Raw genomic sequence first — 22,634 nt, 5'->3', positions numbered from 1 at the left:
CTCGACCTCCTCGGCGACTAACACCCCACACCTTCCGAGGCCACCCGTTCGGGGCACCGCGGATCACGTGCCGGTCCCGCGGAGCCCGGCCACCCCAGGGAGGCCGTGACCGGGCCCCCGGCCGGGTCGGCCATCGCGACCCGCCCGCCATTGCCTGCGCACGAAGACGAACGCCCGATGCCCCGGCAGCGGGCGGGCGACGCCCATCGGCCGCGGCGTCAAGGCGGACTTTTCGCAGATTTCGGGTGCAGGCGTCAGCGGCCCCGGCTGCCCTGCCGCAACCGGGCGAAGGAATCCCCCGCCGGACCGATCCGACCCGCGCCGACCCTGACCTGCACGAATGCCGGCTGGACGGGCGGAACCACGCCATGACGACGGCGTCGGATCCGCATATCCGAAAAGAAAGCACCCGCAATTCGACAGTGTTCGCGGTATCGTCGTGAGCGTTCAGATTCGGACCACACGCCAGCGTTCGGTCGAAAGGGTGCTGATGGTCGATCTTGCCCGCCTCAGCTTCGGTGCGGCCGCCGCGGAACGGGACATCCGTCGGGGGCTCGACTTCTATTTCATCGAGTCCTCCGCCTACAACCAGGTGAACTCGGGAACGAAGACGATCCTGGTCGCGAACCGAGGCGCCGGCAAGAGCGCGATCTTCAAGACTATGGCGCACCGGCAGCGGGACGCCGGCCGCTCGGTAATCGAGCTGGCGCCCGAGGACTACTCCTACGAGTTCCTCAGCTCCGCCATGACCCGCGAGCTGGACGGCGCGTGGGCGAAGCTGGGCGCCTACGCGACGGCCTGGAAGTACCTGATCCTCGTACTCATCATGAAGGAGCTGACCCGCCGCCACGGCCGGCTGCGGCGCGGCGCGGAAAGCCAGATCCACGCCTACCTGCGAGACCATCACGCGGCCGGCGGGACGAGCACCTTCGACGCCTTCGTCTCCTATCTTCGCCGGATCGAGTCGGTGAAGATAGGCCGGTACGAGGCCGGTGTCCGCACCCGGGAGCTGCAGTATCTCTACAAACTCCAGGAAATCGAACATCTGCTGCCCCCGCTGGTCCGGCTGTGCGAACGCAGCCGGGTGACGGTGCTCGTCGACGAGCTGGACCGAGGCTGGGACGCCTCCGAGGACGCCCAGGCCTTCGTCGCCGGCCTGTTCCAGGCCTGCATGTCGATCAATGATCTTTCGCCGCACCTGCGGATCTGCATGTCGCTGCGCCAGGAGCTCTACGACAGCATTCCCGCGATTTACGACGACGCCCAGAAGTTCCGCGATCTCATCGAGGTCGTCTCCTGGGACGAGGACGGGCTCTGGAAGATGATTGCCGGCCGCATCCGCCACACGGTCCCCGATATGAAGACGCGCAGCGACGACGACTGCTGGGGCGCGGTCTTCACCCGGCCACGGTGGTCGTTCCAGTACATGACAGACCGCTCGCTGTGTCGTCCCCGAGAAATCATTCAGTACTGTAGTCACGCCCTCGACCACGCCCGCACGCACAGCTCCCGCAAGTCGGTTCGTATTACCCCGCGGGACATTCAGGCGGTCGAATCGACGTATTCGGCCGAGCGGTCGCGCGACATCGCCGCCGAGTACCGCTTCCAGCATCCCGGCCTGCTTGGCGTCTTCCAGACGTTCCGCGTCGGCCCGGCCACCTGGAGCCGCGCCGACCTGGAACTTTTCCTGCTGGACCTGGCCACCGGGGCGGTGCACACGGCGCCGGAGGCCCGCTCGTGGATCGACAGCCGTGAGCCGGAGGTGATCCTCGAGGTGCTGTGGAACGTCGGTTTCCTCATCCCCGCCGGCGACTCCACCGCCGATCGCGAGCAGATGCCGGTCGGCGCCGCGTCCAACCAGGCGGCCTGGATCCCGGAGGCCCGCGGGCTCCGGCGGGCACGGCCCACCCTGCACAGCGTCACCGAATTCGCGATCCACCCGATGTTCCACCGCTACGTCGTCGATCGATAAAACTTCGGTGCCCGCGGAACGGGTCCCAATGGTGGTGTGATGGCGGGCGCCACGTGTTGACGCGGAGAAAGCAGCCCAGCGGCCGCACGGCCGTTTTCACATGGTGTGGCCAACACCCTGGTTAAGCCTTCTGGCTAGGGTTACTGTGAACCGCATGCCATCGCCGGGTCTGGCCTGGCAGACCCTTTCCGACCCCGGGGCGCTCGCGCTCGTCGACGCCGACTCCGGCCGAGCCGCCGCGCTGGCCCGGCCCCATCCCGCCGACCTACCGATGGTCCAGATCGTCGACATCGAACGCCTGGCCTGGGGCTGGCTGGCGCCGGCGAGCCGGCCACAGTCCGAACGGCACCTGCACGAGCAGGTCGCCGCCGATCCGCTGAACACCATGCGCGGGCTGTGCTGGCTGATGGCGATGTGGGTCGTGGCCGTCCATCTGCGCACCGGCCGCCAGCCGGCCCTCCTCGTCGCGGAACTGCACGTCCCGGGAATCTGGCGGGGGGCGGAGGTGCCGACGAGCGCGGCGGTCTGGGAGGACCTCGCCGAACGCATCCGGCTCGGCGTCCTCGCCGCGCTGACCAGCGACGGCGACGCCGACGTGCGGTTCGGGCAGGCGCTGCGCCACCCCGCGGGCATCACCCCCGTCCTGCTCGACCATGCCCTGCGCATACTTGCGGAGCTGCACCGGCGGATGCTCGACCACGGCATCGATCCACGGGAGATGGCGGGCACGCTGGCGCTCTACACCATCGATCCTCAGGACCGCGCGACCGCCTGCTTCCGCCCCTTGACCTGACCGCCCGACCGACCGGCCGCGCCCCGGGAACCCGGCGGCGTCGCGGCGGCGCCCGGAGACGGAGGCTGGTCGGCCGTGTCGATGTAGACGACCCGGGTCGTCCCGCCGTGCCCGTGGATGGCGAGCAGGGTCTCCATCGTCGGGTAGATCGCGATGGAGTCGTGCTCGGAGGCCCACCACAGCACGCAGGTCCCATCGGGCGCCTGCGCCCCGAACGCCACCGCGCCCGTCCCGGACACCCCCGAGACGTCGACCTCACGCTCCAGCTCGAACCGCCGCACCTGGCGAGCAGACATCGCCACGACCTCCTTGCGGGGCATCGCACCGCACCGTACCCGTAGGCATCGCACGTGATCCGGCCGGCCGGGCGACTCGGGCACCGGGGTCGGGTGTGAGGCGCCGATCCGACCGGATCAACCGGCCGACGCTGCGCGTTGTGGCGCCCGCCGGTCGGTGGGCCAACGGTAACCGTCGATGTCGGGGCGGGTCACCTGTATCCCTTCATAGCACGGCCCGGGTAGCCCGACCGGGCTAGTACCCAGGGCACTCGGTCCGGCCGTGTTCGCCATCGTCGCCTCGCAGCCGGTCATGATCTCGATTGTGGGGGTGGCCGGCCTGGTAGCTGGGGGCGTGGAGGCGGCCTTGGCCGGTGCTTACGACGTAGGGAGGATCGCACGTTTCGCCGACGCGAGGGCTGACCCGTGGCCTCCGGTCGGGCATCAGCCCCAGCGATCATGATGTTCCGCGGAACCCGGCAACATCTCAGGAGCTCGTGCGGACGGTCGCGAGGAGCGCGTCTCCCGCGTTCGGGGCCGTGAGGTACCGCGCGTAGCCGGATTCGCCCCGCAGGTGACTCGCGAGGAAGGCCACGGTGTAGCGCGCGGCGAGCCGGTGGGCGTCGGCGGAGGCGATGTGTGGCGGCCAGCAGGTGGCCGCGGCGGTCAGCGCCACCTGCATGCCCACCAGGACTGGGATCCCGGGAGCGCCGACCAGCCCGGTCTGCCGGCAGATCTCGGTGAACGAGTTGTGCGTGGCGCCGGTGACGGCGACGGTCATCCGCGGGTGGGAGTCCACCAGGAGATCGAACGCCCGGTCGTCGTTCTCGGGAGCCGGCATGGCCCGGTCCAGGGTGGCGCCGATCAACAGCGTGGGCACGCGCACCTGGGCGAGTGACGTCGCGGGCAGCGGAAAGGTCGGCGCCGCGATCCCCACCGACGCTCTGATGCGCGGGTCCCCCAACACGGATCGGACGCCGAAGCTCGACACGACCGCGGTGAACCCGCCGAAGGAGAAGCCGACGACGCCGATCTCATCGGGGCGGACCCGCGGCGCGATCGGGCAGGACTTGACGGTCAGCGCGTCGATCACCGAGGAGAGGTCGCGGGGCCGATCTGTCACCAGCGTGAGCTGGCGCTCCTCCCGCCCCGCCGCGGCGTCGGTCATCGTGTCGCCGGGATGGTCGGGGGCGGCGACGAGGAAGCCGTGGCTGGCCAGCGCCTCCATCAGGTAGGCCGACTGCACCCGGCTGCCGACGCTGCCATGGGAAAACACGACGAGGGCGAACGGGCCCGGTGCCGGGGCGGCGTCGGTCACCGCGGTTGCCGAGAAGAACCCGACGTCCCCGACCAACGGGTAGAACGCCGGCTGCCCCGGCCCGCCGACTGCCCCCGGGCCGGCGGCCGCGATCTCGGGGCAGGCCCCGCCCCTACCGGATTCGGCCGCCGGACGTGGCCCGACGCTCGACCCGGTCGTCCCGGGATGGGTCACCCTGGGGACGGTGGACGTGCTCGGGCGAGCCGGGTACCACAGCGAGGTAACGAGAACCCGGTCTGGGCGGCTCGGGTCGACTATCCGCATCGTGCGGTAGCCGATCTGCCAGGGTCCCGGCAGGCTTGGGTCGGGAACGGTGGCGTCGTCCGCGGCTGGCGTCGGGTCGGCCGGAGCGGCCGGAGCGGCCGCGGCGTCGGCGAGCAGGCCACGATCGCCGCCGGCCGGTCCCCCGCCGGCCGGTCCCCCGCCCGCGATCGCCGGCTCCACCAGGCCCATCAGGCAGCCCAGCAAGGTCAGCAGGATGGCGGCGGCTGCCGGACACCTCACCGACCGCGCTGCAGTCCGGTGCGTCGTCATGTACCGGATCGCACAAGGCGTCACCCCGATGACACTACCGAGAGTGATAGAACATCGCAGAAACAGTACGCGAGCGGAGGGCCCTAGCTCGCCTTGGCTGTCAGCCGGGCACAGCGGGGAGCAACGATGTCCAGCAGGTCCTCGATCTCCTCGACACAGCCGCCGCAGCCCGTGCCGGCGGCGCAACGCTCGCCGATCTCGTCCACATCCCGAGCACCGGCGGCGATCACGTTACGTAGGGTCCGGTCGGACACCGCGAAGCAAGAACAGACGAGCACCGCACCTCACCAGCCCGAGGCGGCCAGCCCGCCCGGGACTGGCCGGCAGTTGGCGAACCCTGCCAGGGAGACCGCGGCGCCGACCCTGGCGGACCGGCGCCTTAGCTTAGGCTTCCCTAATTGCAGGGTGCCACGAGCGAGCCCCTCGGCGCAAGACGGCCGTATCGCCTGTCCTCATCGGGCACCTGTGCCCCCGGATCCCACGGACATGGGCCGACCGCCCCTGGAAGCGGGATCTGATCGGCCCGTCCGACCCCGTACCGCCGTCGGCTACACGCCCCCGGCGGCCGGCAGAAGCGCAACGGCCGCGTCCGGCTCGGTCACCCGAAAGGTGAAGCTCTCCTCCAGGTACAGGTCGACGGTGTCCGTCGTGTGCGACGCGTACCCGATCGAAAGGTCCTGGCCGGACTCGAGCACGAAATCGCCTCCACGCAGGCTGAGCACGACCGCTCCGGTGACCCCCGGGGCCTGGACGACGGGCCCGTCGAGGATCTGCTGGAGGTGGGCGAGCAGCAGGTAGCCGCCGTGCTCAGCGGTCTCGATCACCGCGGTGTAGCCGTCGGGCTCGAGGGCCAGGGCGTACGGCCCGGCGATGCCGGCACGGCGCAGCAGGGCGACGGCCTTCGCCACGGTGCGCGGCCAGGTGTCGGTCCCCGCCGCCAGCGGCAGCTGGGGATGCGCCGACGCCTGCGTGATGCCGACCAGGCCCGCCTGCTCGTAGCCGTGGAAGACGACCGAGTTCTCGGTGACGGCGATGCGGCGCACCGCCTCCTCCAGCGGCGCGAGGTCGATGTCGTCGGCGCCGCGGTCGGCGTCGGCAAGCTGGGCGCGGTCCAGGGTGAAGCCGACGCGCAGCTCGATGACCGGCTGCACCTTGCGGACTCGGGCCTGCACCCCGTCCGCCGGCGGCGAGGACAGCGAGCCGACCCGACCCAGCGGGGTGGCGGAGTACTCCCAGCCATGCGGCCCGGCGAAATCCACCACCTTGCGGGCGGCCAGGTTCGTCGTGAGCCGGGCCTTCGCCTCGTCGTCCACCGCCTTCCAGGCAGCGTCCGTCAGCGGGGCGTGACCGCGCAGCAGATGATTCACTCGTCTACACCTTTCAGGCTGCCGATTCCGAGGGAGCCGTCACCGGGCCCCGCCGCCTGCCGCTGCGCCACCGCGCCCGCGCCGCCGGCCTCGCCGGAGTCGCGCGGCCCCATGGCATCCGCCTCGACCTCGGTCACCGGCCCGGCGGTGAACAGGTAGGTCCGTAGCTGGGTGTCCAGCACCGGGTCGTGGCGACGCAGCCACTCCAGCGTCATCGCCGCGTGTTCCTTCTCCTCGTCCCGGTTGTGCGCCAGTACCTGCGCCAGGTCCGGGTCCGTCGCGGCGTCGACCCGCTGGTCGTACCAGTCGACGGCCTCCAGCTCCTCCATCAGCGAGACGATCGCCCGGTGACGGTCGACCGTCAGCGCGGAGAGCTTGTCGGGCTGCTCGTGCAGCCCCATGCTTGAGTCGCCCATGTCGTCTGCCTACCACGCCGACCCGGCGTTACGCCGCAACGGTTGTGACATCCCACGCACCGTCGCCGTCCTCAGCGCGACGGCAGCGGGATGATCTCGACGCGACGGTTGGCGGCACGGCCCTGCGGGGTGCGATTGTTCCCGATCGGTTCGCGTGCTCCGAAGCCCGCGGCCCGCACGAGATCAGTGGGCACGCCCCGGCTCGTCAGGTAGTCGGCGGCGGTCTGGGCCCGGTTCAGCGACAGCGCCTGGTTGAGCGCGGGCGGTCCCGAGATGTCGGTGTGGCCGCCGACGAGGACGGCGAGATCTCCGCCGCGCAGCGCCTCGGCGACCTTGTCCAGGCGGGCCCGTGCCGACGGGGTCAGCCGCGCCCCGGCCACCGGGAAGGTGACGCCGTGACCGTCGAGGGCGGCCCGCACGGCCGCCAGGGTGCCGGCCGATCCGGTGGAGGTCGCCCCCGATTCGGCGGAGGTGCCGCCCGGCGCGGACGATCCCGGCCGCTGGCTCGCGGCCGGGGCGCGGCCGGGACGGGCGGCGGAGTCGGATCCGGCACGGGTGACGACGACGTGGTCCGCCAGCGTGGCGCCGGGGACGGCGGAACTCGTCGCGGCCAGCACCGCGGCGCCGAGCCGGCGGCGGGCAGCCTCGTCGGGCGCGCCACCGGTGAGGGCGACGGTCGTGCCGGAAACCGTCGCGCAGTGTTCGCCGGCCACCCCGCGCAGCGCCGTGGCGAGGGCGGCGACGGCCTCCACCGGCGGCTCGGCGGCCGTCGGGTCGACGAGCACCTGACCGCGCACCGTACCGCCGGCCGCGTCGGCGACGGCGGCGAGCAGTGCGGCGCGGCTCGCCCCGTCAGGCACGGTCGCGGTGACTGCCAGGCCGCCGCCGGCCACGGCGAGCACCAGCGGCTTGGCCGGGCGAGTGGCGATCACCACATCGCCGCCGAGGCGGGCCGACGTGGTGCCGGAGACCGCGGCCGAGACTCGTGCCTGTTCCGCGGCGGCCGCGTTGGGAAAACGTCCGGACACGATCGCATCCCGACCTTCGATGCGTACCTGGGCGTGCACGCCCCCGGCCGCCCGGACGGCCGCCGTCGCCCGCGCGGCCAGGTCATCCTGGATGGGGCCGCGTCGCAGCGCGAAAGCGATCAGGGCGAGCAGCAGCCAGGCCAACACCAACGACACGGCGAACGCGACCGGGCGGGGACGGTGCAGTCGCGCGGCCAGGGACGGGGACATCGATCGGACTCCGAGCTGGATCGGACCGGACGCGCAGCCCGGGACGGCGCGGAAGGGTCGGACGTGCATCTTTCGCGGCCCGGACAGGCGGTGGGGAGGCTACGCGGCCAACACCGGCCGCGGCACAACCTTCGCACATCGCCCACCCAGGCAACACACCGGGGGCCGACATACCGCCCATTCAGGACGCTCCGTCATCGCGATCCCTGAGCCGGACGGAACTCTTCCGGATCAGACCGCGCGCGCACCGTCCGGCCGGACGACCCGCTCCGACCCCAACGACGACTCGGGCGTGGTGGGAGCAGGCACGGGGGGCACCGTCGCCGCGCCCGGCGTCTCCTGTCGCCCGGCCGCCGGCGACGATGCGGGTTCCGCCGGCGACGCCGGCCGAGCCGCGGCCGGATCCACGGACGGCTCAAGCAACTCGGATGACTCGAACGGGCCGGATCGGCCGGACAGTTCCGGCGACTCGGATGAGTCGGACGAGTCGGGCGCCAAGGCGTCTGCGGCACGGCTTGGGCCCGCGGTCGGATCCTGGTCCATGGCCGGCTCCGGATCGGCGGCCACGTCCGGATCGGCGCGAGGACGCGCTGCCGAGGCCGAGGCCGTGGCCGTGGCCGAGGCCGAGGCCGAGACGGCGAGCGCGACGGGCGCCGCGCCCGACCTACCGACGTTCGCAACCGCGGCCGGGGTCGCCCGGACCCGCCGGCGCCAGGCGAACACCAGCGCAACGGAACCGGCGGCGGCCCCGAGGACCATCCAGCCGGCCACCGCGTCGAGCAGGTAGTGGTTGGCGGTCGACATAACGACGAAGAACGTGGCCGCCGGGTAGAGCACCCCGAGAATCCGGGTCACCAGCCGGCGCCCGAAGCGCACGAGCAGGAACCCGCACCACAGCGACCAGGCGCAGTGCAGCGACGGCAGCGCCGCGTACTGGTTGGTTATGCCTTCCAGGCCGTTCGGGGCGGCGCTGGCGGTCCCGGTCCACCAGCCCCAGCCCGCGAAGTGCGACATGGTGTCGGTGTACGAGGTGCCGGTGAGCAGGCGGGGCGGCGCCGTCGGGAACAGGAAGAACCCGACCAGACAGATCAGCGTGGTCACCACGAGTGTCCAGCGGATCTGCGCATAGTGCCGGGTGTGCCGGCGGTGCGTCCACACCAACATGCCCGGCGTGACCACGAAGTGCAGCGTCGCGTAGTAGTAACAGCAAACGACCGCCAGCACCGGGACGTTCTGCAGCCACCGGTTGAGGCTGAGCTCGATGTCAACGTGCAGGAAGGTCTCGAACCGCAGCAGGTCGTGGCCCATCCGCATCGCCTCGCCGGCCGAGGCGTCGGCGACGGATCGAGTGCCGGTGTACGAGTAGTACAGAACGGCCAACATCAGCAGCTCCACCCACCAGACCGGCAGACCGGTGGCCTGGTTGCGCAAGCGCCTCACAATGCACCCCTCGAACGTCGCACTCTTCCCGAACGTCGCACGCTTCCCGAACGTCGCACGCTTCCCGACCGGCCCTCGCTCCGGCCGGGGCCGCCACGCCAGCCCTGCACGTCCGCCCCACCTGGCCGCGGCCCGCCGGGACGCCGCGACAGCGCGCTCTTCATGCTTCCACTCAACAGCATGGGCCGATTGGTGCCGTCACGGGCCGATCGGCGACCCGGTCCGGCCGGAAATCCACCGAAATTCCTGCGTACCCGGTCAGCAGGAGACCGCCGCGCTTCTGGCGAGGTCCGGCCGCGACGCTGGGCACGCCGCAGCACGCACCAGGACAACACCGCCTCGATGCGACGCCGACACGACGCCGACTACCCGGTCACCGCCCGGTGCGGGCGGTGACCGGGTAGTGCGGGCAGCGACCGGCCGGTGCGGGCGGTGACCGGCCGGTCGCCAGAAGTGGAGTCGGTTCAGGCGCCGCCGGCCCCGATGACCCCGGGCGCAGCGGACGCACCCGAGACACCCGAGACACCCGGTACGACGGTGCTGGCCGCCGGTGCGGTGGGCGCCGCCGTCTCAGGCTGGTCCGACACGGGCAGCGCGCTGCCTGCCTTCCAGACCGCCCACGGCACCGACCAGAAGTTCCCGAGCTGGCTGGTGTCCGGCGGGCGGCCGGTGTTGGCGATGTCGACGATGTCCCCGAGCCGGCTGATGCCGTAAAACCACTGCGCGTCGGCCGGGGAGGCGTTCACGCAGCCGTGGGAGACGTTCGTCCGCCCCTGGGAGGCCACGGACCAGGGTGCGGAGTGCACGTACTGCCCGCCGCTGGTGTAGTTCACCGCCCACTGGACCTTTTCGTAGTAGTAATCCGGGTTGCCCTTCGGGATGCCCACCGTCGCCGAGTCCATAATCACCTCGGGCGACTTGCCGAGAACGTTGTGGGGACCGTCCATCGACGGGGATGTGGGCTTGCCGAGGCTCACCGGCATCGTGCGCAGCAACTGCCCGTTGCGGAACACCTGCATGGTGTGGGCGGCGGCGTCGACCTTGGAGATCTGCGCCGAGCCGACGGCGAAGTCCATCGCCCGGTCCTTCACGCCGAGACGTCCCCCGCCCGCGTCGTATCCGGCGAAGTTCGCCTCCACATGCACCTTCGTTCCCGGCGCCCAGTACTGCTGCGGGCGCCAGACGACGAGCCGGTTGGAGATCCAGTTCCAGGCGCCGAGGACCGGCGGGTCGGTACGCACGGACAGCATGCGCTGCACGGCGGCGCGGTCCGGTGCGGGGGCGCTGAAGGTCAGGCTGATCGGCGCGCCGACCCCGACCGTCTGCCCGGCGACCGGGTCCCAGGAGACCTTGAACGACTTCGCCGGAACCCCGGTGACGAAACTCGTGCGCACCGACTTCGTCCCGATGATCCGGGCTGCCGGGACGGTGGTGGCGGCGACCTGGTAGCGGGAGTTGGAGAACAGGCCGCCCGTGGACGTCCACGTGCGCCGGTCGGCCGAGAAGGTGCCGAGCAGCACCCCCGTCTCGGTCTTCTCGGCCGCGCTCGCCTCCCGGGCGACGCTCACGTCGGCCAGCGGGGCGTTGGCGCGGACGACGACGTGATCGGTGAGGGTGACCCCTGTCGTGTCGTCGCCCGGGGTGACGGTCACGCTCGCCGCGGGATCCGGCACGGCGACGGCTGCCGGCTTCGAGGGGCTGCCGGACGAGCAGGCGGCGACGGCCAGTGCCGTGACGAAGGCGAGCGCCCCGCCCGTCCACCGGCGACGATGCCCGAAAGTGCCGGCCGACCGCGGACCCGGACGGCTCGGGCTCCACCCACGGGAATCACGTGAGGGAATCATTACCGAGCGAGACATGTAATGCCCTCTTCCGAAGAACACGACCGGCATCGTCGCCGGACGGAAGCCTAGGTCTGAACGGTACCCAGGGGTCGGCACCTCGTCCCGTCGATCACTGGATTGACTGGTGTCGGCCGCCCGACCATCACTCCACGTAGAGCAGCTAAATACGGAGGGTAGCACTCTCCGGGTATTTCTCATAAACCCCTCCCCTTTCACCTCTTCCGACGCGCAGGTACCGGATGAGGTTGCCCCCCGGGGATGACAATTCGCGGATCCGCCAAAAGCGACGACCAGGACCCATGGCGCCACCAAAGGCGACGCAACCGGTCACACCGAAAAGTGAGAATCCGCAACTCGGGGACGACCGTGCGACGCATCCGGTCGGGGCCATCGGCGAACCATTGCGAATTCCGTGGAAATCCGGCGGGACACCGCGCCTTCGTTGGGCAGTCCGTGACCGACGGCCCGCGGACCCGGGGCGGCGGAGCCGGTGGCGGCGGCCGGATCCCGCCCCGGCCACCGCGGGACCGCGGGCGGACCGCCGGACGATCATCGGACAGCCTCGGGTGCCGGCGATCCGAGGCCGCCCGGCAGAAACGGCCATGAAACCTACGGAAGGACCGCACCGTCACACCGCTGCCGCAGGATTAGATGGGGCCACAGGCGGTCCGGCCGGGGTCGCCGCCCGGCTGCGCGGGGCACGGCGCCACGAGCCGAGGCCCGGCCCCGGACCGGATCAGACTCATCGTTGGGCGACCCTCACCGCGAGGGAACGCACGCCCCCGCGACCAGGGAGGCTCGATGGCGATCGTGCTCGGACCGAACCAGTTCGGCAAGGCGGAAATCCGCCTTGTCCACGTGGACCGCACGGGTCCGGTACATCACCTCATCGATCTGAACGTGTCCACCGCGCTTCGCGGCGACTTCGCCGCCGCGCACCTGACCGGCGACAACTCCCACGTCCTCACCACCGATGCGCAGAAGAACACCGTCTACGCCTTCGCGCGGGAGCACGGAATCGGCCAGATCGAGGATTTCGCGATCCGGCTCGGCCGACATTTCGTCGACTCCCTCCCATGGATCGATGGAGCCCAGATAGAGATCGAGCAGTACCACTGGAATCGGATCTCGGTCGACGGAGCGCCGCACAACCATGCGTTCAGCCGGGCGGGTGCGGAAAGACGGAACACGGTTGTCACGGTGGACGGCGATGCCGTGTTCGTCGTTTCCGGACTCGCCGGGCTGGTCGTGCTCAAGTCGACCGGGTCGGAGTTCTGGGGATTTCCCCGCGACCGCTACACGACACTCGCCGAGACCACCGACCGCATCCTCGCGACCGAGGTGACGGCCCGCTGGCGTTACATCGGGGCCGGCCACGACTTCGGACCGCTGTTCGACGGCGTCCGCGAGTCCCTGATCAGCACGTTCGCCGGCGTCCACAGCCTGGCGCTACAGCAGACGCTCTATCGGATGGGCGAGGCGGCCCTGACCGCCTACCCCCAGGTCGCCGAGGTCCGGATGTCGATGCCGAACAAGCACCACTTCCTGGTCGACCTCGAACCGTTCGGGCTGGACAACCCCGACGTCGTCTACCAGGCGCCGGACCGCCCCTACGGGCGGATCGAAGCGACGGTACTGCGCGACGACGCGCCTGCCCCGGGCCCGAGCTGGCAGGCCGTCCCCGGCTTCTGCTGACGGCTCAGACGGCGTCGCCCACCCGGCATATCGCGAGCCGGTCCGCGGGGGCGACGGCCAGGGCGCGAGCCGCGTCGCCGTCACGGACCGCGAGCGCGGCCATGCCCGCGGCATCCACGTAGAGCACCAGTTCGCCGGGCTGCACCGACGCGAACGTCACCCCCACGGCCAGTTCGGTCACCCGCGTCGCCGGATCGGTCCCTGCGTCCCCGGCCTCGGCCCCGTCACCGGACGCGCCGCCGGACGCGCCGCCGGATCGACCGGCGTCGGGGACGACGGCCCAGAGCCGCGCTCGGGCGGGAGGGCGCAGCCCGGCGTCGGCGAGTAGCGGCCCGGCGGCCGAGAGCTGGACGTTGCCGAAGGTGTCGACGAGCAGCACCTCGGCCTCGAGTACCCCGTCCGGCCGCAGCCGGGCGTGCGGGGCGGGCAGGCGGACGAGCGTCGCCGGGTCGAGCGGCGCCCCGAGTGCGGCCAGCTCCGTCCCCCCGGCGAGCGCGGCCGCGGCGGGCGCGAACACGTCACGGCCGTGGAACGTCGCGGGCGTCCCGGCCGGTACCGGCAGCGTCACCGCGGCCCGGACCCCGCCGAGCCGCTCGGCCGCCGCGATCAGCAGCCCGTTGTCGGGGCCGACGAGGTCCCCGCCGGCCGCGTGCAACGCCACCGCCCGACGGGCCGTGCCCACCCCCGGGTCCACCACCGCGAGGTGCACACCGCGTGGCAGCGACCCGACCGTCTGGGCGAGCACCGCCGCCGCCCGTCGCACGTCGCCGGGCGGCACAAGATGGGTGATGTCGATGATGCGGGCCGTCGGCACCGTCCGCATGATCACCCCGTGGCAGGCCGCGACGAACCCGTCCGCGAGGCCGTAGTCGGTGATGAAGCTGACGCAGATCAACCTGGCGGGGGCGTCCCGGGCTGGCCGTGTACCCAGCCCTCCTCGTCGACCCAGCCATCGCTGTCGACCACGCGGTGCGGATCGGCGGTCAGCGCGGCCGGCGCGTCCTGGACCGCCTGGGCCGGCTCGAAGGCGGCGGGGCTGCCCCTCTCGGGGGGCGGGCCGCCGTTGGCGAACACGACCGCGACCCAGGGCAGGATCACGGCGATCGCGACGGCGACGAACCGCAACCAGCCGTGGAAGGCGACCACAGCAAGCACGAAACAGATGACGCGGAACAGCATCGAGGCCAGATAGCGCAGCTGCCGGCGGTCAATATCCGACTGCCGCGACCGGCTGGCGGACGTGATGAGCACCGTCTCCCGCCGCTTGAACATCACCCGTACACCTCGATGCTTCTCTCTGTCCGGCTCGTCCCAGCCCGCGTCCCGTGTCGCCCCCTCCCAATATGCTCCTCACCCGGGCGTGGGGAAAACGGCCGCGATCAGACGCCGCACCCTGCCGCCCGCCGGCCGCCGGCCGTCCGCCGGCCGTCCGAACCGCGGCCACCCAGGCCGGACGGCGCTTTCGCACGAAGCTGTGCGGGAACGTTCACGTACCGGTCGGCTGGCTGTCCGCGGGACGGCTCCAGGCCCTGCCACCGTGCTCGGTGTGCGCGTAGCCGTGATCACCGAGTCGTTCCTCCCCCATGTCGACGGGGTGACGAACACGGTGTGCCGAGTCCTGGAGCATCTGCGCGACCGCGGGCACGAGGCGATGGTCGTCGCCCCGGCCCCGGCACCGGCCGCCCGGCGCACCGCCCCCCGCACGCACGCCGGCGCACCGGTGCTGTGGGCGCCATCAGCGCCGATGCCCGGGTACCCGGCGTTCCGCTTCGCCGTGCCGTGGCCCGCCCTGCCCGCGGCGCTGCGGGAGTTCGCCCCGGACATCGTGCATCTGGCGGCCCCGGCCGGGCTCGGCGCGCAGGCGGTGTTCGCAGCCCGGCGGCTCGACGTGCCAAGCGTCGCCGTCTACCAGACCGACATCGCGGCATTCGCCGCCCGTTACGGGCTGGCCACCGCCGAACGCACGATCTGGCGCTGGCTCGCCACCGTGCACCGGCTGGCGGCACGCACGCTCGCCCCGTCCTGGGACTCCGTCGACGCCCTGCTCCGACAGGGAGTGCAGCGGGTCGCCCGCTGGAGCCGGGGCGTGGACCTCGAACGCTTCGATCCGGGACACCGCGACGCCGACCTGCGCCGCCAGCTCGCTCCGGGCGGCGAGCTGCTCGTCGGCTACGTCGGCCGGCTCGCCCGGGAGAAGCGGGTGGACCTGCTGGGCGCGGTCGCCGATCTGCCCGGCACCCGGCTCGTCGTCGTCGGCGACGGCCCGTCACGCTCGGCGCTCGAACAGACGCTGACAGACGCCGCCTTCCTGGGTTTCCGCAGCGGACGCGAGCTGTCCGCCGCGGTGGCGAGCCTGGACGTGTTCGTGCACACCGGCATGCACGAAACGTTCTGCCAGGCCGCCCAGGAGGCGAAGGCCAGCGGGGTACCGGTGGTCGCCCCGGCGGCCGGCGGGCTGCTCGACGTCGTGGAACACGGCCGCACCGGCCTGCACTACGCGCCCGGGAATCCGGCGGCCCTGCGGACCCAGGTCGCCACGCTCGTCGGCGACCCGCAGCGGCGGACGGCCATGGCGCTGGCCGCCCGAGACTCGGTCGCCGGATGCGGCTGGACCGCCGTCGGCGACGAGCTGCTCGGCCACTACCGCGACGTCCTCGGCACCGGCGGCCGCGGCGGACACGGCGAACTGGCATCGGGGGCGGCCATGGGCGCTACGACGACGGAGGCGGGCGACCGGGAGGCGGGCGACCGGGAGGCGGCCCGACGAAAGGACAGGCGGAGACCATGAAGATCGTGCAGGCGGCGAACTTCGTCGCGCCGGCCTCCGGCGGCATTCGGACGACGCTGCGTCACCTCGCCGCGGGCTACGCGGCGGCCGGTCACGAGGTCGTCCAGATCGTGCCCGGGGAACATGACGAGGCCGAGCAGCGCCCCGACGCGCTGGTCCTGCGGGTCCGGGCGCCCCGCCTGCCCGGCACCGGCTACCGAATCATCACCCAGCCGTGGCGGGTGGCGGCCCTGCTCGACCGCGAGCAGCCCGACCGGCTGGAGGTCCACGACCGGGCAACGCTGCGCACCCTGGGCGGGTGGGCACGGCGCTGTGGCGTGCCGTCGCTGGTCGTCAGCCACGAACGACTCGACCGGCTGCTCGGCACGTGGACGCCGCCGTCCCTGCGGGGCGTACTACCCGTCACGGCGGCGGCGGACCGGGCGAACGCATCGCTCGCCGCCGCGTTCGACACGGTCGTCACGACGACGGCGTGGGCCGCGGCCGAGTTCGTCCGGCTCGGCACGCCGAACCTGCGCCACATCCCGCTCGGGGTGGAACTCGACCGGTTCCACCCCGATCACCGCGATCGCACACTGCGCCGCGCATTCGCCCGGGACACCGAGGCGCTGCTGGTCGTGGCCAGCCGGCTGGCACCGGAGAAGCGGGTCGACACGGCCGTGGACGCGGTCGCCGAACTTGTCCGCCGGCGGGTTGCGGTCCGCCTGGTGATCGCCGGCGACGGTGCGCACCGCGGCCGGCTGGAACGGCGGGCCGCCGGGCTGCCCGTGGCCTTCCTCGGCTTCGTCGCCGACCGTGAGCGACTCGCTGGCCTGCTGGCCAGCGCCGACCTCGCGCTCGCCCCGGGGCCGGTGGAGACGTTCGGGCTGGCCGCCCTGGAGGCGCTCGCGAGCGGCACGCCGGTCGTGGTGAACCACGCCAGCGCGCTGGCCGAGCTGGTGGTGCCGGGCGTGGGCGCGATCGCCGCCGGGAGCGGGTTCACGTTCGCCGACGCGGTCGTCGACCTGCTGTCTGCCTCACCCGCGGGGGACTCCGAGCGGCGCGCGGCTGCCCGGGCCCGGGCCGAGCAGTTCACCTGGTCGGCCACCGTCGCCGGCTTCCTCGCCTGCCATGGCGCGGCGCCGACGGCCGGCTCGGCCCAGCCATCCGAGCCAGCCCAGCCGGCCCAGCCGGCCCAGCCGGCCCAGCCGGCCCAACGATCCGAGCCGGGCGAATCGGCCGTCGGCCCTGGCACGGTCGCCGTGCCGACGCCGGTTCCACCGGCACCGCCGATGGCCGCCTGAAGGCGGGGCCACCGATGGCCGCGGCCCGGTCAGGGCGGTGTCCCCCGCCGGGGGCGCGTTTCGTCGCATTGGGCGACAGCATCACCGTCGGGCTGGGGGACGGCGTCACAATGGGGCGCGAGCACCACCGCACCGCCATTCACGGCCGTGGCTTCGCCGCCAGGCTCGCCGAACGCCTCGGCCCACCCGGCACCGTGCACTACACCAACCTGGCCACCACCGGCGCGACCGCCCGCGACGTGCGGACCCGCCAGTTACCGGTCGCGCTCACCCTGAATCCGCAGGTTGCCACCGTCGTCACGGGCATGAACGACGTGCTCAAAGCGACGTTCGATCCGCTGCGCCTGCGGCAGGACCTGATCTGGACGGTGAGCCGGCTGCGCGCCGGCGGGACGGTCGTGCTCACCGCTACCCTGCCCGATCCCGGCCGGCTGCTGCCACTGCCGGCGCCGGTGACCCGCGTCCTCGCGGATCGGGTCGGGCGACTCAACGCCGCCGTGCGCGCCGCCGCCCGAGCCGATCCCGGGGTGCTCGTCGTCGACCTCGACCGTCATCCGGCCGTGCGTCATCGGTCGAGCTTCGACGTCGACCGGGTTCATCCGGGGCCGCACGGGCACCGGTTGATCGCGCGGGCGTTCGCCCATCGGCTCGTCCAGGCCGGAGTACCACTTGTCGGCGCGCAGTCCGGGCAGGTTGATGCGGGTGGCCCGGATGCGGCGGTCACGACCCCAGGCACGCTCCAGCACTCCTACTGGCTGCTCAGCGTCGGCCTGCCCTGGCTTGCCGGGCGGTGCCTGGTCGGCGGCGATCGGCACGTCTATCACACGGAAAATCGGCTCGTGACCCGCCCTCGGCGCACCGGAGAGCCCCTGGATTGCCTACGGTAGGCAATGTGCTTCCCGCCCTGTCAGCCTCGCCCCGGTCCGGCGTCCTCACCGGCTGGGGCAACGCATGGCTTGCCGGGCTCGTCGGACTGGACGACGTCATCACGCAGGTGTACCGCGCACTCGGCGGCGAGGCGGCGCCCCACACCCTCGGTGACGAGCCGCTCGTCCTCGGTCTGGGTGCCCTTCGCACCGCCGGCGCGCAGCGGCTACGCCTCGTCCTGCCCGCCCCGGGTGACGCCACCGGCCTGCCCGGCCCGCCCGAGGTGAACCGCGACGCGATCACCGCGGGGGAGGCCATCATCGTCATCGGGCCGGTTCCGCCGCTGCTGCTCGTCCCCAGCGTCGTCGTCCACGGCCCGGCGTTGGAAGGCCGGCTGGAGTCCGTGCACTGGCGGGTGCTGCCGGCGGCCAGCGTGCCGCCGGCCGGCGCCGGGCTGCGCGCCGCCGAGCACGAGCTCAGCGACGCGATCCGCACGACCACGGCCGCCCTCGTGCACCTCGACATCGCCAGTGCCCGCCCCGAGGTGCTCGCCCTGCTACGCGACCGCGGCGAGGAGGAACCGGGGCCGGGGCTGGGTCCGGGGCACCCCTCGGCCGCCCATGCCCTGCTCGCCCGGGCGGAACGGCTCTCGACCCTGCTGGACCTGGCGGCCCGCGACGACGGCGCCGCGGTGACGGCCAGCGAGATCGCGCGGCGGTCGGCGGCCCTGCGCGGCCTGTCCGCGGCGGTGCGGCGGGCCTACGAGGCCGCCTACGACGCGTTCGACCCGTCCTGTGCCAGGGTGCCGCCGCCGCACTGAGCCGGCTCCGGAACCAGCCGGCTCCGGGACCAGCCGGCTTCAGGTGTGCGGCGGGTCGGTCAGTTCAGTCGGGGGCAGAAGTGGCCGGCGGGATCGTCGGGGCGACCGCACAGGACGCACGGCGGGCGGCCGGCGGCGACGATCGTGCGGGCCCGCTCGATGAAGGCCCGAGCCTGCCGGATCGACAGGCCGACCCGCAGCGAGTCGAGCTGGTCCTCGCTCTCGGGCAGCCGGATCTCCCCGGGGGATATTCCGGCCGCCTCGACGAACACCCGATGGCCGTCCCAGGAGACGGTGAGCTGCCCCAGGTGGAAGTCCTCCTGGAACGGCGCGTCCAGCGGGGCCAGGTCGATCTCGACGTCCGTGGCGGCGGGAAGCGCGATCCCCTGCGTCTGGCCGACCTGTCCGAGCAGCGTGTTCAGCCCCTCGGCGAGCGCTGTGACCTCGGTCTTTTCCAGACCCACCGTCACCACCTGCCCCCGGCCGGCGGCCTGGAGGAAAAAGACCCTGTCACCGGGCTGGCCCACCGTGCCCACCACGAACCGCTCCGGGGATTCGAACACGTAACGCTGCATAGCTCCGATCGCTCCGTTACCTTCGTTCGCCTCGTCGTCCGGTTCCGGTTACCTTGTTCCCCATCAGTATCGCCGCATCCGCATGCCGTCCACCCTCCGCGGCCTTCCGGATTGCGCGATGTGGTTGTTGCGGCGGCTGGCAGCAGTGCGCGGCGCACTGCTCGGGCCACGGTCCGAGCTCGGTCAGCGCCCGGCGGGGCAGATCCGGATGCCGGATCTCCTCGACGAGTTCTCGCACCATCGCGACGAACCGGGGATCGGTGCCCACCGTGCCCGCGCGCGCCATCGGCAGCCCGACCTGCCCCGCCCGCTGGGCGGCGAGAACGTCGAGGTCGTAGGCGACCTCCATATGATCGCTGACGAAGCCGAGCGGCACGACGACGGCACCCACCGCCCCGGCCGCGGCGAGCTCGACCAGCCGATCGCCCACGTCCGGCTCCAGCCAGGGCACGGCCGGCGGCCCGCTGCGGCTGCAGTAGGCCAACTCGACGCGATGGCGGACCCCGGTGACCCGCTGGACCCCGTCGGCGATCACCTCCGCCACGGCACGCAGCTGACGCGGGTAGGCGTCGCCGTGGGGACCGCTGGACCGCGCCTGCGACAGCGGCAGGGAATGCGCGGTGAACACCAGATGCGCGTCGGCACGCGCCTTCTCCGGCAGCTCGGACAACGCGGTGACGCACCGGTCCACCATCGGCGCCACGAAGCCGGGATGGTCGAAGAACAGCCGCAGCTTGACCAGCTCCGGGGCGGCGGCTCCCGGCGGGAGCGCGACGAGTGCCGCGGCCAGATTCTCCCGGTACTGGCGGCAGCCCGAATACGACGAGAACGCCGAGGTGACGAAGCAGGCCGCCCGGCGGACGCCGGCGGCGGCCATCTCGGCGACCGTGTCGGTCAGGTAGGGCGCCCAGTTACGGTTGCCCCAGTAGACGGGCAACCCGGGCAGCTCCGCACGCAGGACCTCGGCCAGCAGGCGGTTCTGGTCGTTGAGCGGGCTGCGCCCCCCGAACATCCGATACTGCTCGGCGACGACCTCCAACCGCGACTGCGGGATATCCCGGCCGGCCGTCACGTTGCGCAGAAACGGCAGCACGTCGTCCGGACCCTCGGGCCCGCCGAAGGAGACCAGCAGCAGCGCGTCGACCTCCGCGGCGGCGGCCGGCGTCCCGGTCGTCCCGGTCATCGCGGCACGCGGTCGGCGATGTCGGCCGGATAGGCCGGAAAGTAGCGGCCGATGGTCGACAGCTCGAACTCCGACAGGATCGCCCCCGCCGGTTCCCGGGCGAGCAGGTACTCGAACGACACGTGGACCAGGGCGATCATCCCCGCCTCGTCACCGGCGGCCGTCCCGCTCGCGGCAAGCACCGCATCGTCGACGGTGACCCGGAAGGAGAAGGAGAGCCCGGGCACGCCGGGGGAGGTCTCCTCCGCGACCTCCACGTCGAAGTCACGGCCACCGCGCGGTTCCACCCGGATCACGCTCATCGGACCCACCCCTTCGTGGCTGCGGCGGCTTCGGCGCCGCCACTCAGAGACGCCGCCGCCCAGAGACGAAGGCGGTGCGCCCGGACTGCCGCCGTGCGACGCCGGCCACCGCGCACGGCGGCGGCTCGGCTGCGCGCGGCGAGGCTCTTCCGCCCACGATATCCGCCGGCGACGTCGCCCACCCGACCGCGCAGCCGTGCCCGTCGGAACGCCCCGCGCGTGCCGGCCGGGATGCGGCCCTGTCAGTGCCCCATGCTCAGACCGCCGTCGACGGGGATCAGTGCGCCGCTGATGTACCCGGCCTGCGGCGAGGCCAGGAAGGCGACAAGAGCGGCCACGTCCGCAGGCTCGCCCATCCGCCCGCCGGGCACCTGGGCGGTGAGGGCTGCCCGCTGGACCTCGGTCAGAGCGTCGGTCATGTCCGTGCGGATCGGGCCGGGGGCGACCACGTTGGCGGTGATGTTGCGCGGCGCCAGCTCCCGGGCGAGGGAGCGGGCGAAGCCGATCAGGCCGGCCTTGGACGCGGCGTAGTTGGACTGCCCGGGCCCACCGGTGGAGGCGACGACGGAGGAGACGAAGATGAGCCGCCCGCGGCGCATCCGCATCATCGGCCGCGCCGCCCGCTTGGCCACCCGGTAGGCGCCGAGCAGGTTCGTGTCGACGACCTCCTGGAAGGCGTCCTCGCTCATGGTGGCCAGCAGTGTGTCCCGCACGATGCCCGCGTTCGACACGACGATCTCTACGGGGCCGAGCGCGGCCTCGATCTCGGCGAACGCCTTGTCGACGCTCTCGGTGTTGGTGACGTCCATCCGGACGCCCAGCATGCCTTCGGGGGCGGAGCCACCGCGACTGGCGACCGCGACCCTCTCCCCCGCGGCGGCGAGCGCGACCGCACAGGCGGCGCCGATGCCGCGGTTACCACCCGTCACCAGGGCCACACGACCCTCGTTTTCGACCATGGCCCGGATAGTAGCCGGCCGATGCACCGTCTCCGGACCGTCCCGGCCGTAGACACACACCCATCCCGACACCGCACCCGTCCTGACGACGCATACACATCCCGGAGCAGCGCGGGAATCCACCACGTCCGCCGTCACCCTTTGGTGGCATTGATGCCGCGACACGAGCTCCCGGCGGTGCGGCGGTGCGGGAAGATTGCAGTCATGCGGGTGACGATCCGGGTGCAACCGGGCGCCGGGCGGGCCACTGTAGGTGGGCGTTGGACGGACCCGCGGGCGGGGGCGATGCTGACCGTCCGCGTCACCGAACGGGCCGTCGACGGCCGGGCGACCGAGGCCGCCCTGCGCGCGCTGGCCGAGGCTCTCGGCCTGCGCCGCACACAGGTCCTGCTTGTCCGCGGTGCCACGAGCCGGGTCAAGACCGTGGAGATCACAACGCCCGCCATGGACGAACCAGCCCTGCGCGCCCGCCTCGACCACCTGCTCGCCGCCGGCGACCTCGACGGGACGACCAGCACCGCGACGGGCTGACCTCTGTCGTCCTGACCGCGCCGACGCCGACGCGTCGGCGGTCGGATGCACACCGGCGCGACGGCGGCACGGTGGAGTCCAGCCCGCGGGACCGTATCCGCCCACAGATGCTGAAATGGTGCGACATCAGCAAACGGGACGCCGGACGCGGTCCTGCCGCGCGTAATGGGCGTGGGTCGCCGATCCGGCCGGCGGCACAACCTCCGGCCCGCACCGCACGTCCGGACATGGGGAGGTCGGTGCCGTGGGACGAAGGCCGGTCATGCGCAGGCCGGAAATCAGACCGGCGGATGCCCTGCGGGGGCACGCGGGCCGGGGGGAGCTGACCATGGGCCCAGCCGGCTCGGATATCCCGGCAACCCCGGACGCCGCCACACCCGACGCCGCCACACCCGACGCCACCGCCCGACCGGACCGGGAGGACAGCGCGATTC

General features: G+C 72.6%; 22 protein-coding genes. 8 read left to right on the top strand and 14 right to left on the bottom strand.

Features of this window, described 5'->3' with window-relative positions; all coding sequences use genetic code 11:
• Positions 1-490 precede the first annotated feature (490 nt).
• Both NBZ83_RS15325 and NBZ83_RS15320 read left to right on the top strand, forming a co-directional pair.
• Positions 491-1,972 carry a P-loop ATPase, Sll1717 family gene (locus NBZ83_RS15325; RefSeq protein WP_261575232.1) on the top strand — a complete coding sequence of 494 codons (1,482 nt, stop codon included), beginning with the start codon at positions 491-493 and terminating at the stop codon, positions 1,970-1,972.
• Positions 1,973-2,126: 154 nt separating this feature from the next.
• Positions 2,127-2,765 (top strand): hypothetical protein, encoded by a 639-nt coding sequence (locus tag NBZ83_RS15320; protein ID WP_261569328.1) that lies wholly within the window; start codon positions 2,127-2,129, stop codon positions 2,763-2,765.
• Here the strand turns inward: NBZ83_RS15320 and NBZ83_RS15315 are convergent.
• The 8 genes from NBZ83_RS15315 to NBZ83_RS15280 form a co-directional block, all read right to left on the bottom strand.
• Positions 2,726-3,061, bottom strand: coding sequence for a hypothetical protein (locus NBZ83_RS15315; RefSeq protein WP_261569326.1), 336 nt, complete (start codon positions 3,059-3,061; stop codon positions 2,726-2,728). The two genes, NBZ83_RS15320 and NBZ83_RS15315, sit on opposite strands and share 40 nt — an antisense overlap.
• Before the next feature lie 466 nt (positions 3,062-3,527).
• Positions 3,528-4,862 carry an alpha/beta hydrolase family protein gene (locus NBZ83_RS15310; protein ID WP_261569325.1) on the bottom strand — a complete coding sequence of 445 codons (1,335 nt, stop codon included), beginning with the start codon at positions 4,860-4,862 and terminating at the stop codon, positions 3,528-3,530.
• Between the two features lie 113 nt (positions 4,863-4,975).
• Entirely contained in the window at positions 4,976-5,170 is a 195-nt protein-coding gene (locus tag NBZ83_RS15305; RefSeq protein WP_261569324.1) for a (2Fe-2S)-binding protein, read from the bottom strand.
• Positions 5,171-5,440: 270 nt separating this feature from the next.
• Complete coding sequence (locus NBZ83_RS15300) at positions 5,441-6,259, bottom strand: family 1 encapsulin nanocompartment shell protein (RefSeq protein ID WP_261575231.1); 819 nt, start codon at positions 6,257-6,259, stop codon at positions 5,441-5,443.
• Entirely contained in the window at positions 6,256-6,675 is a 420-nt protein-coding gene (locus NBZ83_RS15295; protein ID WP_261569321.1) for an encapsulin-associated ferritin-like protein, read from the bottom strand. Before NBZ83_RS15295 ends, NBZ83_RS15300 begins: the two co-directional genes overlap by 4 nt.
• 71 nt (positions 6,676-6,746) lie before the next feature.
• A complete protein-coding gene (locus NBZ83_RS15290; RefSeq protein ID WP_261569319.1) occupies positions 6,747-7,913 on the bottom strand; it encodes an OmpA family protein in 1,167 nt (388 codons plus the stop codon).
• A 231-nt stretch (positions 7,914-8,144) separates the two neighbouring features.
• The gene (locus NBZ83_RS15285) at positions 8,145-9,353 is read right to left on the bottom strand and encodes a phosphatase PAP2 family protein (protein WP_261575230.1); all 1,209 of its coding nucleotides are present in this window, start codon (positions 9,351-9,353) and stop codon (positions 8,145-8,147) included.
• A gap of 464 nt (positions 9,354-9,817) precedes the next feature.
• A complete protein-coding gene (locus NBZ83_RS15280; RefSeq protein WP_261569316.1) occupies positions 9,818-11,212 on the bottom strand; it encodes a L,D-transpeptidase in 1,395 nt (464 codons plus the stop codon).
• 786 nt (positions 11,213-11,998) lie between these two features.
• On the opposite strand from NBZ83_RS15280, the gene pucL reads away from it, so the two are divergent.
• Positions 11,999-12,892: a factor-independent urate hydroxylase gene (pucL, locus tag NBZ83_RS15275; protein ID WP_261569315.1), complete on the top strand. Its 894-nt coding sequence runs from the start codon at positions 11,999-12,001 to the stop codon at positions 12,890-12,892.
• Positions 12,893-12,896: 4 nt separating this feature from the next.
• Here the strand turns inward: pucL and NBZ83_RS15270 are convergent, their stop codons facing one another.
• Both NBZ83_RS15270 and NBZ83_RS15265 read right to left on the bottom strand, forming a co-directional pair.
• Positions 12,897-13,787, bottom strand: a complete 891-nt coding sequence (locus NBZ83_RS15270; protein ID WP_261575229.1) for an SAM hydrolase/SAM-dependent halogenase family protein — start codon at positions 13,785-13,787, stop codon at positions 12,897-12,899.
• Positions 13,784-14,164, bottom strand: a complete 381-nt coding sequence (locus tag NBZ83_RS15265) for a DUF3099 domain-containing protein (RefSeq protein ID WP_261569313.1) — start codon at positions 14,162-14,164, stop codon at positions 13,784-13,786. The genes NBZ83_RS15270 and NBZ83_RS15265 overlap by 4 nt, the downstream gene beginning before the upstream one ends.
• A 274-nt stretch (positions 14,165-14,438) precedes the next feature.
• On the opposite strand from NBZ83_RS15265, the gene NBZ83_RS15260 reads away from it, so the two are divergent.
• From NBZ83_RS15260 to NBZ83_RS15245, 4 genes are all read left to right on the top strand, one after another.
• On the top strand, positions 14,439-15,680 hold the full coding sequence (locus tag NBZ83_RS15260; protein ID WP_261569312.1) for a glycosyltransferase family 4 protein: 1,242 nt from the start codon (positions 14,439-14,441) through the stop codon (positions 15,678-15,680).
• Positions 15,677-16,963: a glycosyltransferase gene (locus NBZ83_RS15255; protein WP_261575228.1), complete on the top strand. Its 1,287-nt coding sequence runs from the start codon at positions 15,677-15,679 to the stop codon at positions 16,961-16,963. Before NBZ83_RS15260 ends, NBZ83_RS15255 begins: the two co-directional genes overlap by 4 nt.
• Positions 16,964-17,031: 68 nt before the next feature.
• Positions 17,032-17,850, top strand: a complete 819-nt coding sequence (locus NBZ83_RS15250; RefSeq protein WP_308203795.1) for an SGNH/GDSL hydrolase family protein — start codon at positions 17,032-17,034, stop codon at positions 17,848-17,850.
• Between the two features lie 5 nt (positions 17,851-17,855).
• The gene (locus NBZ83_RS15245) at positions 17,856-18,650 is read left to right on the top strand and encodes an Rv1486c family protein (RefSeq protein ID WP_261569308.1); all 795 of its coding nucleotides are present in this window, start codon (positions 17,856-17,858) and stop codon (positions 18,648-18,650) included.
• 59 nt (positions 18,651-18,709) lie between these two features.
• Here the strand turns inward: NBZ83_RS15245 and NBZ83_RS15240 are convergent, their stop codons facing one another.
• From NBZ83_RS15240 to fabG, 4 genes are all read right to left on the bottom strand, one after another.
• The gene (locus tag NBZ83_RS15240) at positions 18,710-19,225 is read right to left on the bottom strand and encodes a DUF3090 domain-containing protein (RefSeq protein WP_261569307.1); all 516 of its coding nucleotides are present in this window, start codon (positions 19,223-19,225) and stop codon (positions 18,710-18,712) included.
• A 16-nt stretch (positions 19,226-19,241) separates the two neighbouring features.
• The gene (locus NBZ83_RS15235; protein WP_261569306.1) at positions 19,242-20,408 is read right to left on the bottom strand and encodes a ferrochelatase; all 1,167 of its coding nucleotides are present in this window, start codon (positions 20,406-20,408) and stop codon (positions 19,242-19,244) included.
• The gene (locus tag NBZ83_RS15230; protein WP_261569305.1) at positions 20,405-20,710 is read right to left on the bottom strand and encodes a hypothetical protein; all 306 of its coding nucleotides are present in this window, start codon (positions 20,708-20,710) and stop codon (positions 20,405-20,407) included. The genes NBZ83_RS15235 and NBZ83_RS15230 overlap by 4 nt, the downstream gene beginning before the upstream one ends.
• Before the next feature lie 242 nt (positions 20,711-20,952).
• Positions 20,953-21,669, bottom strand: coding sequence for a 3-oxoacyl-ACP reductase FabG (gene fabG, locus NBZ83_RS15225; RefSeq protein ID WP_261569331.1), 717 nt, complete (start codon positions 21,667-21,669; stop codon positions 20,953-20,955).
• A 204-nt stretch (positions 21,670-21,873) separates the two neighbouring features.
• Here fabG and NBZ83_RS15220 point away from each other — a divergent pair, with 204 nt between their 5' ends.
• Positions 21,874-22,200, top strand: coding sequence for a DUF167 domain-containing protein (locus tag NBZ83_RS15220; protein WP_261569304.1), 327 nt, complete (start codon positions 21,874-21,876; stop codon positions 22,198-22,200).
• The last annotated feature ends 434 nt before the right edge of the window (positions 22,201-22,634 follow it).

It is taken from the genome of Frankia gtarii (genome assembly GCF_025403375.1).
Lineage (GTDB): Bacteria > Actinomycetota > Actinomycetes > Frankiales > Frankiaceae > Frankia > Frankia gtarii.
This window is presented reverse-complemented; position numbering and strand designations above follow the sequence as displayed.